This is a genomic window from Streptomyces sp. NPDC045678, assembly GCF_056432085.1.
In genome coordinates, this window is the sequence record NZ_JBWKJS010000014.1 from 1 (window position 1) to 19,561 (window position 19,561).

General features: G+C 71.9%; 14 protein-coding genes and 2 pseudogenes. 13 read left to right on the top strand and 3 right to left on the bottom strand.

Annotated elements, in window-relative coordinates:
* Both AC07DO_RS37115 and AC07DO_RS37120 read left to right on the top strand, forming a co-directional pair.
* Window positions 1-103 (top strand): annotated as a pseudogene (locus tag AC07DO_RS37115) (succinate dehydrogenase/fumarate reductase iron-sulfur subunit); the annotation flags it as partial.
* A gap of 88 nt (window positions 104-191) precedes the next feature.
* Complete coding sequence (locus tag AC07DO_RS37120) at window positions 192-1,706, top strand: acyl-CoA synthetase (protein WP_479066442.1); 1,515 nt, start codon at window positions 192-194, stop codon at window positions 1,704-1,706.
* A 23-nt stretch (window positions 1,707-1,729) separates the two neighbouring features.
* On the opposite strand, the gene AC07DO_RS37125 is transcribed toward AC07DO_RS37120, so the two are convergent.
* The 3 genes from AC07DO_RS37125 to hppD form a co-directional block, all read right to left on the bottom strand.
* Complete coding sequence (locus AC07DO_RS37125) at window positions 1,730-4,078, bottom strand: ATP-binding cassette domain-containing protein (RefSeq protein ID WP_479066444.1); 2,349 nt, start codon at window positions 4,076-4,078, stop codon at window positions 1,730-1,732.
* A gap of 184 nt (window positions 4,079-4,262) precedes the next feature.
* On the bottom strand, window positions 4,263-5,420 hold the full coding sequence (locus tag AC07DO_RS37130) for an alpha-hydroxy acid oxidase (protein ID WP_479066663.1): 1,158 nt from the start codon (window positions 5,418-5,420) through the stop codon (window positions 4,263-4,265).
* An 85-nt stretch (window positions 5,421-5,505) separates the two neighbouring features.
* On the bottom strand, window positions 5,506-6,642 hold the full coding sequence (hppD, locus tag AC07DO_RS37135; RefSeq protein ID WP_479066446.1) for a 4-hydroxyphenylpyruvate dioxygenase: 1,137 nt from the start codon (window positions 6,640-6,642) through the stop codon (window positions 5,506-5,508).
* A 209-nt stretch (window positions 6,643-6,851) separates the two neighbouring features.
* Here hppD and AC07DO_RS37140 point away from each other — a divergent pair, with 209 nt between their 5' ends.
* From AC07DO_RS37140 to AC07DO_RS37190, 11 genes and pseudogenes are all read left to right on the top strand, one after another.
* A complete protein-coding gene (locus tag AC07DO_RS37140) occupies window positions 6,852-8,057 on the top strand; it encodes a prephenate dehydrogenase (RefSeq protein ID WP_479066448.1) in 1,206 nt (401 codons plus the stop codon).
* Between the two features lie 167 nt (window positions 8,058-8,224).
* Window positions 8,225-8,650: pseudogene (locus AC07DO_RS37145) on the top strand (alpha-hydroxy-acid oxidizing protein); the annotation flags it as partial.
* Window positions 8,651-8,653: 3 nt separating this feature from the next.
* Entirely contained in the window at window positions 8,654-10,531 is a 1,878-nt protein-coding gene (locus AC07DO_RS37150; RefSeq protein WP_479066665.1) for an aminotransferase class I/II-fold pyridoxal phosphate-dependent enzyme, read from the top strand.
* Window positions 10,532-10,586: 55 nt separating this feature from the next.
* A complete protein-coding gene (gene dpgA, locus AC07DO_RS37155; protein ID WP_479066450.1) occupies window positions 10,587-11,672 on the top strand; it encodes a 3,5-dihydroxyphenylacetyl-CoA synthase DpgA in 1,086 nt (361 codons plus the stop codon).
* A gap of 14 nt (window positions 11,673-11,686) precedes the next feature.
* On the top strand, window positions 11,687-12,367 hold the full coding sequence (gene dpgB / locus AC07DO_RS37160) for an enoyl-CoA-hydratase DpgB (protein WP_479066452.1): 681 nt from the start codon (window positions 11,687-11,689) through the stop codon (window positions 12,365-12,367).
* Window positions 12,364-13,773 carry a (3,5-dihydroxyphenyl)acetyl-CoA 1,2-dioxygenase DpgC gene (gene dpgC, locus AC07DO_RS37165; RefSeq protein ID WP_479066454.1) on the top strand — a complete coding sequence of 470 codons (1,410 nt, stop codon included), beginning with the start codon at window positions 12,364-12,366 and terminating at the stop codon, window positions 13,771-13,773. Before dpgB ends, dpgC begins: the two co-directional genes overlap by 4 nt.
* A 13-nt stretch (window positions 13,774-13,786) precedes the next feature.
* Window positions 13,787-14,611: an alpha/beta fold hydrolase gene (locus AC07DO_RS37170; protein ID WP_479066456.1), complete on the top strand. Its 825-nt coding sequence runs from the start codon at window positions 13,787-13,789 to the stop codon at window positions 14,609-14,611.
* A gap of 89 nt (window positions 14,612-14,700) precedes the next feature.
* Window positions 14,701-14,925 carry an MbtH family protein gene (locus tag AC07DO_RS37175; protein ID WP_479066458.1) on the top strand — a complete coding sequence of 75 codons (225 nt, stop codon included), beginning with the start codon at window positions 14,701-14,703 and terminating at the stop codon, window positions 14,923-14,925.
* Between the two features lie 47 nt (window positions 14,926-14,972).
* A complete protein-coding gene (locus AC07DO_RS37180; RefSeq protein WP_479066667.1) occupies window positions 14,973-17,132 on the top strand; it encodes an ABC transporter ATP-binding protein in 2,160 nt (719 codons plus the stop codon).
* 193 nt (window positions 17,133-17,325) lie between these two features.
* Window positions 17,326-17,979, top strand: a complete 654-nt coding sequence (locus AC07DO_RS37185) for a response regulator transcription factor (protein ID WP_479066460.1) — start codon at window positions 17,326-17,328, stop codon at window positions 17,977-17,979.
* A gap of 253 nt (window positions 17,980-18,232) precedes the next feature.
* Entirely contained in the window at window positions 18,233-19,486 is a 1,254-nt protein-coding gene (locus tag AC07DO_RS37190) for a sensor histidine kinase (protein ID WP_479066462.1), read from the top strand.
* Window positions 19,487-19,561 lie beyond the last annotated feature (75 nt).

Genomic DNA, 19,561 nt, shown 5'->3' on the forward strand with positions numbered 1-19,561 from the left:
CACCGGCGAATGCGCCACCGCCTGCCCCAAGGGCATCCCCCTCTTCTCCATCACCGGCATGAACAAGGAATGGCTCCGCGCCACCCGCAAGGAGAGCCGGTAGCGGCCGCCTGTGCCGGCGGGGACGCGAGGGCCCGATGTGGCTTGTCGCGCGGTTCCCCGCGCCCCTTCAGGACGCGTAGCTTCAGGCCATGTATCCGGGAGCGTACGACCCCGCCAGGCCGGCCGTCGTCACCGCCGACGGCACACGGGCCCTCAGCTACGGACAACTCGAAGATCGCTCCCTGCGGCTCGCGGATCATCTGCGGGCCGCAGGTCTGCGCCGGGGCGATCACCTCGCCCTGCTCTGCGACAACGACCCGCGCGCCCTGGAGGTCTACTGGGCGGCCATGCGGTCCGGGCTCTACCTCACCGCCGTCAACCACCACTTGAGAGCGGACGAGGCCGCGTACATCGTGCGCGACTGCGGTGCCGGCGCTCTCATCGTCTCCGGTTCACTCGACGAACTGGGACGGAGGGTGCGGGAGTTGGCGGGCGGGCCGCCCCTTGTGCTCGGACTCGACGACGGAACGTACGAGAAGGCCCTGGACGCCGCCTCCGCCGTACCGCCCGAACAGCAGCCGCTCGGCACCGACATGCTCTACTCCTCCGGGACCACCGGCCGCCCCAAAGGCATCGAACCGAAGCTCCCCGAAGGGGATGTGCGAGATCAGCCCACGACGTACACGGTCGTCTTCCGGACGATGTACGGCTTCGGCGAGGACACCGTCTACCTCTCGCCCGCACCGATCTACCACGCGGCACCGCTGCGGTTCTGCGGTGTGGTGACCGCGCTCGGCGGCACCGTCGTCCTCATGGAGTCCTTCGACGCCGAGGCGGCCCTCGCGGCCGTCCAACGCCACCGGGTGACGCGCAGTCAGTGGGTGCCCACGATGTTCGTCCGCCTCCTGAAGCTGCCCGCCGCAGTGCGCGAACGCTACGACCTGTCGTCGATGAGGACCGCCATTCACGCCGCCGCGCCCTGCCCCGTCGAGGTCAAACGGCGGATGATGGAGTGGTGGGGGCCCGTCCTGTACGAGTACTACTCGTCGACCGAGGGCAATGGCATCACCTTCATCTCGCCCGAGGAGTGGCTGCGCAAGCCCGGCTCCGTCGGGCGCGACGGGTACCTCGGGACGCTGCGGATCTGCGACGAGGAGGGGCGCGTTCTGCCGCCCGGGGAGACCGGCACGGTCTACTTCGAGCGCGAAGAACCCTCCTTCCGCTACCACGGCGACGAGGCCCGAACCCGTGCGGCGCGCCACCCCGAGCACGCGAACTGGACGACCACCGGCGACATCGGCCACGTCGACGACGACGGTTATCTCTTCCTCACCGACCGCAAAGCCTTCATGATCATCTCGGGTGGTGTGAACGTGTACCCGCAGGAGGCGGAGGACGTCCTCGTGCTGCATCCGGCCGTCGCGGACGTCGCGGTCGTCGGCGTGCCCGACGCCGAGATGGGGGAGGTGGTCAAGGCGGTCGTCCAGGTCGAGCAGGGTGTCGAGACAGGGCCGCAACTCGAGCGCGAACTCATCGACTTCGCCCGTGAGCGGCTCGCCCACTACAAGGCCCCGCGCTCCGTCGATTTCACCGACAGCCTGCCGCGCACCCCCACCGGCAAGCTGGCCAAGGCACGGCTGCGGGACGCCTACCGGAGCGAGTGACCCGCGGGACGCGCGGGGCGTGATCAGCCGCGCCGTGCGAGCGCCCGTGCCAGGTACGGCGCGGTGCGGCTGCTCTCCACGCGCGCCACGTCCGCGGGTGGGCCCGCCGCCACCACGAGTCCCCCGCGGTCCCCGCCGTCCGGACCGAGGTCGATGACCCAGTCCGCGCCCGCGACCACCGCCATGTCGTGCTCGACGACGACCACGGAGTTGCCGCCGTCGACCAGCTCGTGCAGACGGCGGGTGAGGACTTCCACGTCGGCGGGGTGCAGGCCGGTCGTCGGCTCGTCCAGGAGGTAGAGGGTGTGGCCGCGCCGGACTCGCTGCAACTCGCTTGCCAGTTTGATGCGTTGGGCTTCGCCGCCCGAGAGTTCCGTGGCGGGCTGGCCGAGGCGCAGATAGCCGAGGCCGACGTCGAGGAGCGTGCGCAGGCTGCGTACGACGGCCGGGGTGTCGGCGAAGAACTCCGCGGCGGCCTCGACGGTCAGGTCGAGCACCTCCGCGATGTTCCTTCCCCGGTACGTCACGTCGAGCGTCTCGGGGTTGTAGCGGGCGCCCGCGCAGTCGGGGCAGGGCGCGTACGTGCTGGGCAGGAAGAGCAGCTCGACGCTGACGAAACCCTCGCCCTGGCAGGTCTCGCAGCGGCCACCCGCCACGTTGAAGGAGAAGCGGCCGACCCCATAACCACGTTCCTTCGCCGTCTCCGTGCCGGCGAACACCTTCCGCACGACGTCGAAGAGCCCGGTATAGGTGGCGAGGTTGGAGCGCGGAGTGCGCCCGATCGGCTTCTGGTCGACACAGACCAGCCGACCGACCCCCGGCAGGTCCTCGGTGATCTCGCCGACGAGCGTGGACTTGCCCGAACCCGACACGCCCGTGACGGCCGTGAAGGCGCCGAGCGGGATCTCCGCCGTCACTCCGCGCAGGTTGTGGCGGGTGACCGGCCCGACCTTCAACCAGCCCTGGGGGGTGCGTACCTCACGGACGGGCGGAGTCGCACGGTCGAAGAGGAAGCGGCCCGTCGCGGACTCGCCGACGCCTTCGAGCTCCGCGACCGGGCCGCTGTGCAGGACCCGGCCGCCGTGCTCGCCCGCGTGCGGCCCGACGTCGACGAGCCAGTCCGCGTGCCGTACGACATCGAGGTGGTGCTCCACGACGAAGACGGAGTTGCCTGCGGCCTTGAGCCGGTCGAGGACCGTCAACAGGGCCTCCGTGTCGGCCGGATGGAGTCCGGCAGACGGCTCGTCCAGGACGTACACGACGCCGAAGAGCCCCGAGCGCAGCTGTGTCGCCAGGCGCAGGCGCTGCAGTTCGCCCGCCGACAGGGTGGGCGTGGCGCGGTCCGGGCTGAGGTAGCCGAGACCGAGCTCGGTGACGGTCGCGATGCGGGCGAGCAGATCCTCGGTCAGGACACGCGCCGTCTCGGACACGTCCGCCGCCCCGGCCAGGGCGTCGGCGAGCTCCGACAGCGGCAGCGCGGCGAGCTCGGCGATCGTGCGGCCCGCGAACGTCACCGCCATCGCCTCCGGACGCAGCCTGCTCCCGCCGCACGCGGGACACGGCGCGCTCGCAAGGAACCGCTCGGCCTTGGCGCGCAGCGTCTGGCTCTTGGAGTCCGAGAAGGTCTTCATGACATAACGCCGGGCGCTCATGTACGTGCCTTGGTAGGGGCGGTGGATCCGGCCCGCCTCGCGCACCGGGTGCACGGTCACGACCGGCTGCTCGTCCGTGAACAGGATCCAGTCGCGCTCCGACTGCGGGAGGTCGCGCCACGGCCGGTCCACGTCGTACCCGAGCGCGTCGAGCACGTCGCGGAGGTTCTTGCCCTGCCACGCGCCGGGCCAGGCCGCGATGGCGCCGTCGCGGATGGACAGCGAGGCGTCGGGGACGAGCAGCTCCTCGGTGGTGCGGTGCACGCGGCCCAGACCGTGGCACTCCGGGCAGGCGCCGGCCGCCGTATTGGGCGAGAAGGCGTCCGAATCGAGACGCTCGGCACCCTCCGGGTAGCGGCCCGCGCGCGAGAAGAGCATCCGCAGGGAGTTGGAGAGGGTGGTGACCGTGCCGACGGAGGAGCGGGACGTCGGCGCCGAGCGGCGCTGCTGGAGCGAGACCGCGGGTGGCAGACCGGTGATCTCGCCGACCTTCGGCGCACCCACCTGGTGGATCAGACGCCGGGCGTACGGGGCGACGGACTCGAAGTACCGCCGCTGCGCCTCCGCGTAGATCGTACCGAACGCGAGCGAGGACTTTCCGGAACCGGACACGCCCGTGAAGACGGCCAGGACATCGCGTGGAATGTCCACGTCGACGCCCTGGAGATTGTGCTCCCTGGCACCCCGGACACGTACGAACGGATCGTGAGGGCTGTGCATGGGCGGGGCTCCGTACGCGGCTCGGGGGCAAACCCCACGATTCTAGGCCGCGCGCTCGGCCCGCTGCCAATCGTGCCGCCGCTCGTCGCGCTTCCGCCGATCGGCTATTTCGGAGGGGGCATTTCCGTATTCCCCGATCCGGTCGACTCCGGAAGCGAATGGGCGGTGGACGCGTGAATTCCCTTCAGGCCTCGCGCCGTACCGTCCGCAGCTCCCGGGCCGCGGCCGCGTCCGCGCACCCCGAGATCCCCAGAGCGTCCCGGAACTCGTCCGTCAGCAGGTCGAGGATCCGCCGCACCCCACCCTCGCCGCCCACGGCCAGACCCCAGAGCAGGGGCCTGCCCACCAGGACACCGGACGCGCCGAGCGCCAGCGCCCGCAGCACGTCCGTACCGCCGCGGATGCCGCTGTCCAGCAGGACCTCGCAGCCTCCGGCCACCTGGGCCACCACCTCCGGCAGCGCGTCGACGCTCGGCAGGGCGCCGTCCAGCTGTCGGCCGCCGTGGTTGGACACCACCACGGCGTCCACCCCGCACTCGGCGGCGCGCACCCCGTCCTCGGCCGCCAGGATCCCCTTCAGGACCAGCGGCAGCCGGGTGCGGGCCCGCAGCGCTTCCACCGCCGACCACGTCAGGGCGGGCGAGAACACGGCCTCGGTGTGCGCGGCCAGCGCGGACGCGCCACCGGCACCGGACGGCGGTAGGTGCGCCGCGGACGGTCCTTCCGCCAGGTGGGCGGCGCGCACATGGTCCGGAAGCGCGAACCGGTTGCGCACGTCGCGCAGGCGCCGCCCCATCCACGGCACGTCGACGGTGAGCATGATGGCCTCCGCGCCGGCGTCCTCCGCCCGCCGGACCAGGTCGAGGGAGCGTTCGGCCTCGCGCAGCCAGTAGAGCTGGAACCAGACGGTCCCGCCGAGCGCCGTGAGCCGCTCGACGGGGACGCTGCTGAGGGTGCTCACGGTGAACGGCACCCCGGCCGCCCGCGCGGCCCGGGCGGCCCGGGCGGCGGCCGGCTCCCCCTCGGGGTGCACGAGCCGCTGGTAGGCGACCGGCGCGAGTGCGAGGGGCAGCCGGGCCGGGCGCCCGAGCAGCTTGGTCCCCGTCGTGCACCCCGACACGTCCCTGAGCACCCGCGGGACCACGAAGACCCGGTCCAGCGCGGCACGGTTCGCGTCGAGCGTCACCTCGGCGCCGCTGCCCCCGGCCACGAAGTCGCGGACGGCGGCGGGCAGTACGGTGGCGGCGGCGCGTTCGGCGTCGGCGAGGCAGTGCAGGTCTTCGAGCCGCACGGCGCCGTCCGGACGGGGCGCGTCGGCAGCGTCCGCGCCACCGCGGCTCACATCCGCGTCGGCGGCGTCCCCGCCTGCGCGGCTCACGTCCGCGTCGGCGCCGGTCGCGTCCGGGGCACCCCTGGTCGCGTCCGGGTCACCGCTGGTCGAATCCACGCTGCTTGGTCCGCTCCAGCTCCACGGCCTCGTACAGCGCCTTGATGTTCGCGCTGCCGAAGGTCGCCGCCCCCTGGCGCTCGATGACCTCGAAGAACAGTGTCTTCCGCGGATGGGTCGAGGCGGTGAAGATCTGGAAGAGCCGCCCGTCGTGGTCCTCGTCCGCGAGCACGTGCGTCGACCGCAGATCGGCCAGCCGCTCCTCGCCGAGCGCCACGCGCCGCCCGAGGAGGTCGTAGTACGACGCCGGAGTGCGCAGGAACGACACGCCACGCCCGGACAGCGCCCGCACCGAATCGACCGCGTTCCGCGAGGAGAACGCCAGGTGCTGGACGCCCGCGCCCTGGTGGCCCTTGAGGAACTCGTCGATCTGGCCGGTGGCGGCCGAGGTGTCGGGCTCGATGAGGGTCAGGGTCACCGTGCCGGACCGGCTCTGCACGACCTTCGACTCCATGGCCTGCGCGCCCACGACGATGTGCTCCTCGAAGACGAACCGGAAGCCCAGGGCGTCGCGGTAGTACGCGACCATCGCGTCGAGGTCGCCCGCCGGCAGACACACCGCGACGTGGTCGAGCTCCAACAGGCCGACTGCGGAGGCCGGTTCGGCGCCCGGCTCCGTGCTCCGTACCGGCACATGGCCGGCGGGCAGTCCCGGGCCCTCGTCGGGCCCGCGCCGGACGAGTGTGTGGACCAGGTCGCCGAAACCGCGGAACGCGGCGGGCTCGGCGCGGCCGCCCTCCGTGCGCTGCCGCGGGAAACGGTGGGCTGTCGCGCCGCGCGCGAGCCCGGCGTGGAAGGCGGCATCGGGGTCGGCGGTGCGCAGCGCGATGTCCGCGACACCGTCCCCGTGGCTCATGACGTAGGCGGAGGCGGGATGCAGCTCGGACGTCGCCTGGGTCAGGACGAGCGTGATCCGCCCGTGCCGCACGGTGACGCCGCGGTGCTCCGCGGAAGTGCCGGTGCCGACGACCGTGAAGGCGTACCGGTCGGTCCACTGGGCGACAGCCGCGTCCAGGTCCTCGACGTACATCTCCACGTAGTCGATGGAGAGATCCGCGAGCGGATCCGCTGCTTCTGGTGATTCCGCTGATTCTGCTGCTTCCGGTAAATCCCTCATGAGTGTCTCCAGATCCGGAGAGAAATGAGCTTCTGGACTCTACGATCCGTTTTCGAATTTGGCCACGCGCGCAATGGACGGCCGACCGGTGTCCAAGACGCGTGCCGTCCAATAGGTCGGAGCGTGAATACGGGGTGGGATCCCGGTCGTAAAATCGGCGGGCCTTTCCGTTTATGGTCGGTGGCCTTTCGAACGGGTGATGACTAGTGATGCGCACCATGGCCGTCATCGGTACGGGCCTGATCGGCACCTCCGTCGCCCTGGCGGTGAGCGGGCACGGCGTGACGGTGTTCCTCGCCGACCGCGACCCCGCCGCGGCCCGCACCGCCGCCGCCCTCGGCGCCGGAGTCACGGACGTCCCCGCGGAACCGGTGGACCTGGCCGTGATCGCCGTCCCGCCCAGTCAGGTGGGCGCCGTGCTCGCCGGGGCACAGGAGCGCGGGCTCGCCGAGACCTACACGGACGTGGCGTCGGTGAAGGCGGGTCCCGAGCGGGCAGCTCTGAGCCGCGCCCCCGGCCCCCACCGCTACATCGGCGGGCACCCACTCGCGGGCCGGGAGCGCTCGGGCCCGCTCGCCGCCCGCGCCGGCCTCTTCCACGGGCGCAACTGGGTGCTGACCCCGTCCCGGCTGACCTCGGACGACGCCTTCGACCGGGCGCTGGAGCTGGTCGCCCTGTGCGGGGCCGTCCCGGTGGTGATGCGCAGCCAGGACCACGACGCGGCCGTGGCCGTGACCTCTCACGTGCCCCATCTGATGGCCAGTCTGATGGCCGCGAGGCTGCGCGAGGGCCCGGCCGACCTGCCGAGCCTCGCCGGACAGGGCCTGCGCGACGCCACCCGGATCGCGGGCGGCGACTCGCGGCTCTGGGGCGACATCCTGCAGGCCAACGCCCCGGCGATCGCAGGCGTCCTGAAGGACCTCCACACGGACCTGTCCCGCCTCGTACCGGCGCTCGACGCGCTCGCCGGGCCCGGCGGCAGCGGGCGCGACCACGGCATGCGCACGCTCGTGGACCTCCTCGACCGGGGGATCTCCGGTCTCGCGGAGATCCCGGACACCCGGCCCGGCGCCGCGCCCGGCGGCCCTCGGGTGCGGGTCGCCGTCGCGGACCGCCCCGGAGAGCTGGCGCGGCTGCTCGCCGCGGCGGCGGAGGCGGGGGCGGCCGCGGACGACGCCTGTGTCGAGAGCGTGAGCCCCGCGGGCGACCCGGCCGTGTCGGGCTTCGCCGTACGCTTCACCGTTCCGCCGCGCACCGCCGACCGGCTCGTGGCCGTGCTCGACGCCGGGGGCTGGGATGCCGTACGAGAAGATGTCGTACGAGAAGGGGACCGCGACCCCGACGACGCGCTCGGTCGCGACCTCGATGGAGTGTTGCTCGCGGACACGGCCCGATCCGGCCGTCGCCCACAGTGACCATCGGCGAGCATGTTGACGCGTGTCCGTGTGTGTCCGCGCCTGTCCCTGCCTGTCCAAGTGTGCGAATAAGCCGGTTGGACGCGTTGTTGGTCCGTCGAGAACCGTGTGACTCTGAGCGACGGATGACCCTTTCCCGATAACTTCCGGACGCCTGGGAGACATTCATGCCGGAACAGACGGCCGACAGCCCCGAACACCGTGCGGGCTCGGGTGGAGGAGAAGGCAGAGACGCGGGCGTCGGAGGCGCATCGGCCGCGAACCGCGAGGCGTTCGGGCGCACGGGACTGCGCCAGGGCGGGCCGGGAACCCCCGGGCCGCCCGACACCACCGTGAAGGTCCTCGGCCGCGCATGGTCGGCGCCCCTGATCGTCGGGCCGCTCTCCACCCCCGCGAGGCCCGGCGGCGAACTCGCCGTGGTCGCGGCGGCCGGAGCAGCCCAACTGCCGTGCGTCGTCGGCGCCTTCGCCGAGCGGACCTTCGCCGAACTCGGCTCCGCCACCGAGGTCCCGCCCTGGCTGCGCACCTACGCCTTCCGGGACCGTGCTGCTGAGCGGCAGCTCACCGAACGCGCAGAGGACGCCGGATTTGGCGCCGTGCTCATCGCCCCGGGCGGCCTCGACGACCTTCGCCTCAAGAGGGCCGCGGCCCCGGCCAACCTGACGCGGCAGGGACCACTGAGCGACGTACGCTCCCTGCTCGACGCCCGCGCCGACTGGGCCGACGTGGACCGTCTCCGCGCCGCCACCACCCTGCCACTGCTCGTCGCCGACGTGCGCACCACGAGCGACGCGCTGCGCGCCCTGGACAGCGGCGCCGACGGTGTCGTCGTCACCTCCCTCGACGCGCTCCCCGGGATCGCGGAGACCGTCGGGGGACGCTGCCCCGTCCTGCTGAGCGGCGGGGTGCGGCGCGGCGCCGACGTGCTGACGGCGGTCGCCGCCGGGGCCGACGCGGTGTTCGCGGGACGCCCCGTCCTGCACGGGCTGCGGGCCGGCGGACGCGCGGGCGTGGCGGAGGTCCTCGACGTCCTCGTCCGGGAGCTGGCCGACGCGATGACGTTCACCGGCACCGCCACGGTCGCGGACATCGGCCCCGGCCTGGTCCGCACCGGACCCCGCCCGGCCGATCCGGCGCCGCCCCCGGCCACGCGTCCGTTGCGGAGGGCCGAACTGCACGCCAGCGTGTCCGACCCGGTCCTGGACACGATGACCTTCCTCAACGAGATCACCACCCGCTACCCGGAAGCGATCTCCTTCGCGCCGGGACGCCCCTACGACGGATTCTTCGACAGCGAGCAGATCTTCACCCACCTGCGCCGGTACCTGAACCACCTGGAGGAGCAGGGGTGTTCACCGCAGCAGGTGCGGACCGCCATGTACCAGTACGGGCCCACGGCGGGCCTCATCCGCGAGATCATCGCCGACTCGCTGCGCGCCGACGAGAACATCGACGTACCGGCCGAGTCCATCGTGGTGACGGTCGGCGCGCAGGAAGCCATGCTCCTCGTGCTGCGCGCCCTGATCACGGGACCCGACGACGTGCTCCTCGTCTCCAGCCCCTGCTACGTCGGCATCACCGGCGCGGCCCGCCTCCTCGACATCGCGGTGACCCCCGTGGAGGAGCGGGAGGACGGCGTGTCCTGCGCCGACCTGGAGGCGGCGATCAGGAACGAACGGGCCCGCGGACGCAGGCCCCGCGCTTTCTACGTCGTCCCCGACCACTCGAACCCGACGGGGACCACCATGGGTCCGCGGGCCCGCGCCGAACTCCTCGAACTCGCCGCCCGGCACGGCATCCTGATCCTCGAGGACAGCCCGTACCGTTTCGTCAGCCCGGGCCCGCCGCTGCCGACCCTCAAGTCCCAGGACCGCGCGCACACGGTCGTCCATCTCGGCTCCTACTCCAAGACGGTGTTCCCCGGCGCCCGCGTCGGTTTCGTCGTCGCCGACCAGCCCGTCGTCGACGCGTCCGGACGCACCGGCCTGCTCGCGGACGACCTCGCCAAGATCAAGAGCATGGTGACGGTCAACACCTCCTCGCTCAGCCAGGCGGCCGTGGCGGGCACGCTCCTCGCGGCGGGCGGCAAGCTCTCGGAGCTCAACACCGCGGCGGCCGCATACTACGGCGACGCCATGCGGGCCACGCTCAGGGAGCTCGACGCACACCTGCCCCCGGAGCGCCGCGAGGCCCTGGGCGTGCGGTGGAACGAGCCCACCGGCGGCTTCTTCCTCACCGTGCGGGTGCCGTTCCGTGCCGACAACGCCGCGCTGATCCGCTCGGCGCAGGACTTCGGCGTCATCTGGACGCCGATGACGTACTTCCATCCCGGCGGCGGTGGCCTGCACGGCATCCGCCTGTCGACCAGCTATCTGACGCCCGCTCAGATCAGCGAGGGCGTCGCACGGCTCGTGCGGTTCATCGAGTCCGAGAGCGCGCGAGCCTCCTCCGCACGAGAAGGGACCCGACCGTGACCGGCAGCACGCGGCATCTGCGCAGCAAACCACGTATGTGGGGGTGGACCTTCCGATGACCGTCACGAGCCTTGCCACCCGTCCTCGCATCACCGGAGTGGGCACCGCCGTCACCACCGCCTCCTATTCGCAGCAGGAAGTGCTCGACGCCTTCGGGATCACCGACCCCAAAGTGCGCTCCGTCTTCCTCAACAGCGCCATCGAGCGCCGCAACCTCACCCTCCCCGCACAGGACGCGGACGGCGTCCGCGCCCCCGAGTCCCAGGGCGACCTGCTCGACAAGCACAAGGCCCTTGCTCTGGAGATGGGCGGCGAGGCCCTGCGCGCCTGCCTGAAGGAGGCGGGCGCCGAACTGTCGGACCTCCGCCATCTGTGCTGCGTGACCTCAACGGGCCTGCTCACGCCCGGCATCAGCGCTCTGCTGATCCGCGAGCTGGCCATCGACCGCCACTGTTCGAGGACCGACATCGTCGGCATGGGCTGCAACGCGGGCCTCAACGCCCTCGGCGTGGTGGCCGGTTGGGCCACGGCCCACCCCGGCGAACTCGCCGTCGTGCTCTGCGTGGAGGCGTGCTCCGCGGCCTACACGGTCGACTCGACGATGCGGACCGCCGTCGTGAACAGCCTGTTCGGCGACGGCGCGGCGGCTGTCGCGCTGCTGGCGGGCGAGGACCCCGCGCTCTCCCCGGCGGGAGCCGAGCCCCCTGCCGTCCTGAAGTTCGCGAGCTGCGTCATCCCCGAAGCGGTCGACGCCATGCGCTACGACTGGGACCGCGTCCAGAGCAGGTTCAGCTTCTTCCTCGACCCGCAGATCCCGTACGTGGTCGGCGCGCACGCCGAATCGGTCGTCGACCGGCTGCTGGCCGGCACGGGTCTGCGCAGGAGCGACATCCGGCACTGGCTGGTCCACTCCGGGGGCAAGAAGGTCATCGACGCGGTCGTGGTCAACCTCGGCCTGACCCGCCACGACGTGCGCCACACGGTCGGTGTGCTGCGCGACCACGGGAACGTGTCCAGCGGATCGTTCCTGTTCTCGTACGAACGCCTCCTCGAAGAGGACGTCACACGGCCCGGCGAGTACGGAGTGCTCATGACGATGGGCCCGGGCTCCACGATCGAGACGGCGCTGATCCGATGGTGAGGACGGAAGAAGCCATGCACCCTCTGCACGCACTGGAGTTGGACGGCTCCGAGCCGATGTCGGCCACCACCGTCAAGGCGGTCACCGCCCTCTGCGACCGGGCCGAGGACGGGGAAGGCACAGGTGCCCACGGCCCTGTCGTGACCCTCCACGTCACGGGCGTGCCGGACGACGGCTGGACCGGGGGCCTCGACGTCATGCTGGTCACCAAGTGGGAGCGTGCGCTGCGGCGCCTGGAGCGGCTGCCCGTGGCCACGGTCGCCGTGGCGCACGGCGACTGCGGAGGCACCGCGCTCGAAGCGTTCCTCGCCGCCGACGTCCGCGTCGCGGCCCCGGACACCCGGCTGCTGCTCCCGCGCGACGCGACGGCGACCTGGCCCGGGATGGCCGGCTACCGCCTCGTCCGGCTCGCCGGGGTCGCCCGCACCCGAAGGGCGCTCCTGTTCGGGCGTCCGGTCGGGGCCACCGAGGCACTCGCCCTCGGCCTCGTGGACGAGCTGACCGACGACCCCGCGGCGGCCGTGGCCGCCGTGGCCGGGCCCGCCGGCGAACTGTCGGGCAAGGAGATCGCGATCCGACGGCAGCTGATGTTCGACGCCGCGACCACCGGCTTCGAGGACGCGCTCGGCGCGCACCTCGCCGCCTGCGACCGGGCACTGCGCCAGGGCGCGGCACCGGAGGTGGAGACCTTATGACCACGGTCCGGCCGTCCGGACAGCGGTCCGTGCACGGGTCAGGCGGACAGCGGCCCGCGCGCCGGGCCGATGGACAGGCGTGGGCGCACGGGTCCGGGAGCGACTCCGTACAGGACGTCTGGTCCGGCCTCGCCGCGTCGTCCGGAGCCCCGGCCCGCGTCGACGAGCTGGCGGCAGCCTTGCCGGAACCGCCCGGACGCAGCCCCGAGCAACGTGCCCGGATCGCGACGGCGAAGGACGCGGCACGCACCCTGCGGTCCGCCTTCCTCGACGCCCACGCGGACGCCGTGTACGACCTGCTGACAGCGGACCGCGCCGAGTCCCCGCGTATCGACGCACTCCTCGACGCGGCAGCCGCGGCGTTCCCGGCCCTGGTGCCCGACGAGAAGCTGCTCACCGCCGAACGCAGCAAGCCGCAGGCGGCCAAGGAGGGGCACGAGATCGACCAGGGCATCTTCCTGCGGGCCGTGCTCCGCTCGGCGTACGCGGGACCGCACCTGCTCGACGCGATGCTCCGGCCGACACCCCGCGCCCTGGCGCTCCTGGACGAGTTCACGCGTACCGGCGCCGTCGAGATGGAGTCGGTGCGCGTCGAGCGTGGCACGGACGGCGTGGCACGGCTGACCATGTGCAGGGACGACTGCCTGAACGCCGAGGACGTGCGGCAGGTCGACGACATGGAGACCGCCGTCGACCTCGCGTTGCTCGACCCGGCCGTCCGGGTCGGCCTGGTGCGGGGCGGCGAGATGCGCCACCCCCACTACCGCGGCAGGCGCGTGTTCAGCGCCGGCATCAACCTCAAGAGCCTCAGCTGCGGCGACATCCCGCTGGCCGGCTTCCTGCTGCGCCGCGAACTCGGCTACCTCCACAAGCTCGTCCGCGGCATCCGGACCGACCACCCGGGGCAGTGGCACTCGCCCTATACGGAGAAGCCGTGGGTCGCCGCCGTCGACGGGTTCGCCATCGGCGGCGGCACTCAGATCCTGCTGGTCTGCGACCACGTGCTCGCCGCGTCCGACGCCTACCTCAGCCTTCCCGCGGCGAAGGAGGGGATCATCCCCGGCGTCGCCAACTTCCGGCTCGGCCGGTACGCGGGGCCGCGCCTGTCCCGGCAGGTCATCCTCGAAGGCCGCCGCATCAGGGCGGCCGAACCCGACGCGCGGCTCCTCGTCGACGAGGTCGCGGAGCCCGAGGACATGGACGCCGCCGTCGAGGCGAGCCTCGCGCGGCTTGACGGCGACGCCGTGCTCACCAACCGGCGGATGCTGAACCTCGCCGAGGAGCCCCCCGACGCGTTCCGCGCGTACATGGCGGAGTTCGCACTCCAACAGGCCCTGCGCATCTACGGACAGGACGTCATCGACAAGGTCGGCCGGTTCGCCGCGGCCTCGCCGAGCGCCGGGTGAGGGGGACACCGCGATGCCGATCGCCCGGATCAACGGGACCCGCCTCGGCTACGACGAGTACGGCACCGGGGAGCCGGTGGTCATGGTCACCGGCACCGGCGCGCCCGGCCGCATGTGGCGGACGCACCAGGTGCCGGCCCTCACCGTCGCCGGCTACCGGGTGATCACCCTCGACAACCGGGGCATCCCGCCGAGCGACCCGTGCCCCGAGGGGTTCACGCTCGCCGACATGGCGGCGGACGTCGCGGGCCTCATCGAGCACCTGGGGGAGGAGGGGGCGTGCAGGGTCGTGGGCTACTCGCTCGGCGCGACGGCGGTCCAGGAACTCCTGCTCGCCCGCCCCGACCTGGTCCACCAGGCCGTCCTGATGGCGACGAGCGGCCGCACGGACGCCCTGACCGCCGCGATGACCGCGGCCGACACGGAACTCAGCGACGCCGGCGGCAAACTCCCGCCCCGCTTCGCCGCCTACGTACAGGCCCTGCAGAACCTCTCCCCGCGCACGCTCAACGACGAGGAGCGCCTGCGGGACTGGCTGGCCGTCTTCGAGATGTCCGCCGTGGACGTGACGGGCCTGCGCGGGCAGTTCGGCCTGCAACTCGTCCCCGACCGACTGAGCGCGTACCGGAACATCACCAGTCGCTGTCTGGTCATCGGGTTCCAGGACGACCTCGTCATCCGCCCGCACCTCTCCCGCGAGGTCGCGCGGTCCATTCCCGGCAGCGTCTATACGGAGATCCCAGGCTGCGGCCACTACGGATATCTGGAGCGACCCGCCGAAGTGAATTCTGTGATCACCGGCTTCTTCGCCGGTCGGCACCCGCGAATTCCTCAGTGAACGGCGCGCATTCTGGACGGCCTTGTCGGCCCAGAACCGCCCGGCTAGCGTGAAACACGTCCTGCCGACGGAAATTGATCGGAGTGGTCATGCCGAACCCGTTCGACGACGAAAACGGAACGTTCCTGGTTCTCGTCAACGACGAGAACCAGCATTCGCTCTGGCCCGCCTTCGCCGAAGTCCCGGCCGGCTGGCGGACCGTGTTCGGAGAAGACACGCGGAAGGCCTGCCTGGACTACATCGAGGAGAACTGGACGGACATGCGTCCGCAGAGTCTCATCGACGAGATGGATAAGTTCGAAGCCGCCGGCTAGGCGCTCCCCGACCGGAACGACAACGAAAACAGGAGGTTTTCGTGGCCATGATCGGCGGCCCGGGGCCGGTACTGATGCGGGGGATGGGACCCGACGAGGCGGTGACCAAGCAGAAAATCAAGCGTGGCACGGCCAAGCGAATCCTCCCCTATACGAAACCGTATCGCTTCAACATAGGCGTTCTCCTGGTCGTCACCGTGCTCAACGCATGCAATGTGGTGGCCACTCCCATTCTCTTCAAGTACCTCATCGACGACGGCATCGTCGGCAGGGACACCTCGGTGGTCGTGTGGATCGCCGTGGCGGTCGCCGTACTCGCCCTGTTCAGCACCGCATTCGGCTTCGCAGAGGCCTGGTACTCGGGCCGCGTCAGCGAAGGGCTCATCTACGACCTGCGCACCAAGATCTTCGACCACGTGCAGCGCCAGCCGCTGGCGTTCTTCACCCGCGCCCAGACCGGGTCCCTCGTCAGCCGCCTCAACACCGACGTCGTCGGCGCCCAACAGGCGGTCACCGCCCTGCTGTCCACGGTGGTCTCCGCCGGGCTGACCCTGATCCTCGTCCTCGGCGCGATGTTCTACCTCTCCTGGGTGGTCACCCTGGTCTCCCTCGTGGTGATCCCGCTCTTCATCCTGCCGGGCCGGGTCGTCGGCCGCAGGCTGCAGCGGATCATGCGCGAGCACATGCAGGTCAACGCCGAGGTCGGCTCGTTCATGAACGAGCGCTTCAACGTCACCGGCGCGCTGCTCGCCAAGCTCTACGGCCGCCCCGCGAGTGAGACGGGCATGTTCTCCAAGCTCGCCCGCAAGGGACGCGACCTGGGGGTCCTGACCTCCGTCTACGGCAAGATGCTCTTCCTGACGATGACGCTCGTCGGCGCGATAGCCACCGCCCTCGTGTACGGCATCGGCGGCGCCCTCGTCATCGAGGGCACGTTCCAGATCGGCACCCTGGTGGCCCTCGCGACGCTGCTCACCCGGTTGATGGGTCCCATCAACCAGCTGTCCAGCGCCCAGACGAGCGTCCTGACGGCCCTCGTCAGCTTCGACCGGCTCTTCGAGATCCTCGACCTCAAGCCGCTCATCTCCGAGAAGGAGAACGCGGTGCCGCTGCCGACCGCCTCGGCCACGGCAGCCGCAGACGGCAGCCGCACGGCGCCGGAGGTCACCTTCGAGAACGTCTCGTTCCGTTACCCGAAGGCGGCGGACGTCTCGCTCGCCTCACTGGAGTCCATCGCCCTGCCCACGCAGGAGCGCACGCAGAACACCTGGACGCTGCGCGACCTGACCTTCACCGTCCCCGCGGGCAAACTCACCGCCCTGGTCGGCCCGTCGGGCGCGGGCAAGACCACCATCACCCACCTGGTGCCGCGGCTCTACGACCCCGTCGAGGGCGTCATCCGGATCGGCGGCCACGACATCCGTGACGTCACCCTGAAGTCGCTGAACGACACCGTCGGCATGGTCACGCAGGACGCGCACCTCTTCCACGCGACCATCCGCGACAACCTCACCTACGCACGGCCCGACGCCACCGAGCAGGAACTGATCGACGCGTGCAGGGCGGCGCAGATCTGGGATCTGATCTCCTCGCTGCCCGACGGCTTCGACACCGTCGTCGGCGACCGCGGCTACCGCTTCTCCGGCGGTGAGAAGCAGCGCGTCGCGATGGCGCGACTCCTGCTCAAGGCCCCGCCCATCGTCGTACTCGACGAAGCCACCGCGCACCTCGACTCGGAGTCCGAGGCGGCACTCCAACGCGCCCTGGAGACCGCGCTGAAGGGCCGCACCTCCCTGGTGATCGCGCACCGCCTCTCCACCATCAGGGACGCCGACCAGATCCTGGTCGTCCACAAGGGCCGGGTCCAGGAGCGCGGCACGCACGAGGAGCTCATGCAACAGGAAGGCCTGTACGCGGAGTTGTACCGCACGCAGTTCTCCCGCCAGCCCTCCGACAACGGCGACGCCCCCGTGCCGGAGCCGGTCGGCGGCCCGCCCGGCCCTGGACCGGTGCTCACCGGCGGGCCCGGTGGCCCCGGCGGACCGATGCCGGGCGGCCCGCACGGCGCCTTCCCCGGCGGACCGGGCGTCTTCCTGGCCGGCCCCGGTGGACCGGGCGGACCGGGCGGCCCCGGTGGGCCTGGAGGGCCGGGCCCGCACCACCACGGCCCCGGCCCCGGCGGCCCTCCGCCCCCCGGCCACGGATGAGACCAGCCCTCCCCTCCCACGGCATCCGTGGCGCGGCACCCCGCGTCGCGGATGCCGTTCCGTCGTCCCGGTCCCGCGCGGGCGCCCCGCCGGTAGGCTGGGGCTCTGTGCGGGGGCGACGGCCTGTGACCAGTGTGTGACCCCCGCTCGGAGACCCTGGTCAGCCATGATCCATCGGGGGGGGGGTGGGGCTGTGCGGGTGCTGGTGGCCGAGGACCAGACCGAACTGGCGGACTCCGTGGCCAGAGTGCTGCGCAGAGAAGGCATGGCCGTCGACGTCGTCTACGACGGAGAGGACGCGCTGGAACGCGCCTCGGTCGTCGACTACGACGTGGTGGTGCTCGACCGCGACCTCCCCACCGTGCACGGCGACGAGGTGTGCGGTGTCCTGATGGCGGAGCCCGCCCGCACACGGGTCCTCATGCTCACCGCGTCCGGCACGATCGCGGACCGCGTCGAAGGGCTCAGCCTCGGCGCCGACGACTACCTCCCCAAGCCCTTCGCGTACGCCGAACTCGTCGCCCGCATCCGGGCGGTGGCCCGCCGCGCCCAGCCGGCCGTCCCACCGATCCTCGTCCACGGCGACCTGCGGCTCGACCCCGCCCAGCGGCTCGCGACCCGGGCCGGGCACCGACTGGCCCTCACGCCCAAGGAGTTCGGCGTCCTCGAATACCTGCTGGCCGCCCGCGGCCGCGTCGTATCGGCGGAGGAGCTCCTGGAGCGGGTGTGGGACGAGGCGACCGATCCGTTCACCACGACGGTCAAGGCGACCATCAACAGGCTGCGGCCGAAGCTCGGTTCCCCGCCGGTGATCGAAACCGTGCCCCGCGGCGGATACCGGATCTGACGATGTGAAGCGAGACGAGATGACGAAGCGTCTGCGAAGCGCGGCCCGGGCAGCCCTGTCAGGTATGGCTCGGTCAGGTATGGCTCGGTCAGGTACGAGCCGGGCAGGTACGGCCCGGTCAGGTGCGGGCGGGGCAGGTACGGGCGGGTCAGGCACAGGCCCGTCCCGTGCGGCCCGGTTGCACGGCGCCCCGCCCCGAGACGTACCGTTCCGCGCCGGGCTCGTCTCGCGCCTCGTGCCCCGGCGGGTCCGCATGCGCCTCACCCTCCTGTACGGCCTGCTCTTCGTCATCTCCGGCGCCGTTCTGCTCACGATCACCTACCTGCTGGTCAACCGCCCCACCAGCACGGTCCTCGTCAGCCGCCGCGGAGGAGCCGGCCCACCCGGTGACGCGGGCGTCCACATGTACACGCGCGACGAGGTCCCCGGAGCGGTCGACAGCTTCGCGCACGCCCAGCAACAGCAGGCGATGCGCCAGCACGCCGCCGAGATGCAGCACCTGCTGACCCAGTCCGGCATCGCGCTGGCGATCATGTCGGTGATCGCCATCGGCCTCGGCTGGGTCGTGGCGGGCCGGGTCCTGCGCCCCCTGCGCACCATCACCACCACCGTCCAGCGCATCTCCGCGCACAACGTGCACGAACGCCTCGCCGTCGAGGGGCCCGGCGACGAACTGAAGGACCTGGCCGACACCGTCGACGGCCTCCTCGGCCGCCTCGAAGCGGCCCTGGACTCCCACAAGCGGTTCGTCGCCAACGCGGCACACGAACTGCGCACCCCCCTGACCGTGGAACACGCGCTCCTGGAGGAGTCCCTCATCGACCGTGACGCCACGGTGGATTCGTTCCGTTCGAACTTCGAGCGCCTCCTCACCCTCAGCGAACAGCAGGCCCGCCTCCTGGAGTCGCTCCTGACCCTCTCCGGCAGCGAACGCGGCCTCGACCGCAGGGAGCCGCTGGACCTGGCCGAGCTGACCGGCAATGTGCTGGTCGGCGCCCGCAAGGAGGCCGAACACCGGAACCTGCGCGTCGAGGCGCACGTCCACACCGCCGGACTCTGGGGCGACGACGCCCTCGTCGAACGCCTCGTCGCCAACCTCGTGGACAACGCCATGGGATACAACGTGCCCGACGGCTGGGTGACGGTCGTGACCGGCGTGCGCGGCGGCTGCGCCTTCGTCCGTGTCTCCAACACCGGCCCGCGGATCCCGCCCGCCGGCGTGAGCCGCCTCTTCGAGCCCTTCCAGCGCATCGGCAGGAAAGCCGACAACGGACATCACGGGCTCGGCCTGTCGATCGTGCGCTCCATCGCCGCGGCCCACGACGCGACCCTGAACGCGCACGCACGCCCGCAGGGCGGCCTCGTCGTGGAGGTGGGCTTCCCGCTGCGGACGACGGCACCGCCGTCGCCGAACCCGCCGCAGGCGCAGAACCAGCCGCCGGCACCGGCCGGCGAGCCGTATGACGCCGGGCCCCGCTCGTTGAGCGCCGCCTCGGAACAGGAATAGCCAGGGGATCCCGCGGCGCCCGAGGTGCCCTAGGTGCCCGGGGAATGCCAACCCCGGACGGTCGCGCCCATTCCT

Excerpts from the sequence above, each read along its gene's own strand:
- hppD (WP_479066446.1), bottom strand. The coding sequence starts at position 6,642 with ATGAGGGATTTACCGGAAGCAGCAGAATCAGCGGAATCACCAGAAGCA.
- dpgA (WP_479066450.1), top strand. The coding sequence starts at position 10,587 with ATGACCGTCACGAGCCTTGCCACCCGTCCTCGCATCACCGGAGTGGGC.
- AC07DO_RS37190 (WP_479066462.1), top strand. The coding sequence starts at position 18,233 with ATGCGCCTCACCCTCCTGTACGGCCTGCTCTTCGTCATCTCCGGCGCC.
- AC07DO_RS37180 (WP_479066667.1), top strand. The coding sequence starts at position 14,973 with ATGATCGGCGGCCCGGGGCCGGTACTGATGCGGGGGATGGGACCCGAC.
- dpgC (WP_479066454.1), top strand. The coding sequence starts at position 12,364 with ATGACCACGGTCCGGCCGTCCGGACAGCGGTCCGTGCACGGGTCAGGC.
- dpgB (WP_479066452.1), top strand. The coding sequence starts at position 11,687 with ATGCACCCTCTGCACGCACTGGAGTTGGACGGCTCCGAGCCGATGTCG.
- AC07DO_RS37120 (WP_479066442.1), top strand. The coding sequence starts at position 192 with ATGTATCCGGGAGCGTACGACCCCGCCAGGCCGGCCGTCGTCACCGCC.
- AC07DO_RS37170 (WP_479066456.1), top strand. The coding sequence starts at position 13,787 with ATGCCGATCGCCCGGATCAACGGGACCCGCCTCGGCTACGACGAGTAC.
- AC07DO_RS37125 (WP_479066444.1), bottom strand. The coding sequence starts at position 4,078 with ATGCACAGCCCTCACGATCCGTTCGTACGTGTCCGGGGTGCCAGGGAG.
- AC07DO_RS37175 (WP_479066458.1), top strand. The coding sequence starts at position 14,701 with ATGCCGAACCCGTTCGACGACGAAAACGGAACGTTCCTGGTTCTCGTC.
- AC07DO_RS37140 (WP_479066448.1), top strand. The coding sequence starts at position 6,852 with ATGCGCACCATGGCCGTCATCGGTACGGGCCTGATCGGCACCTCCGTC.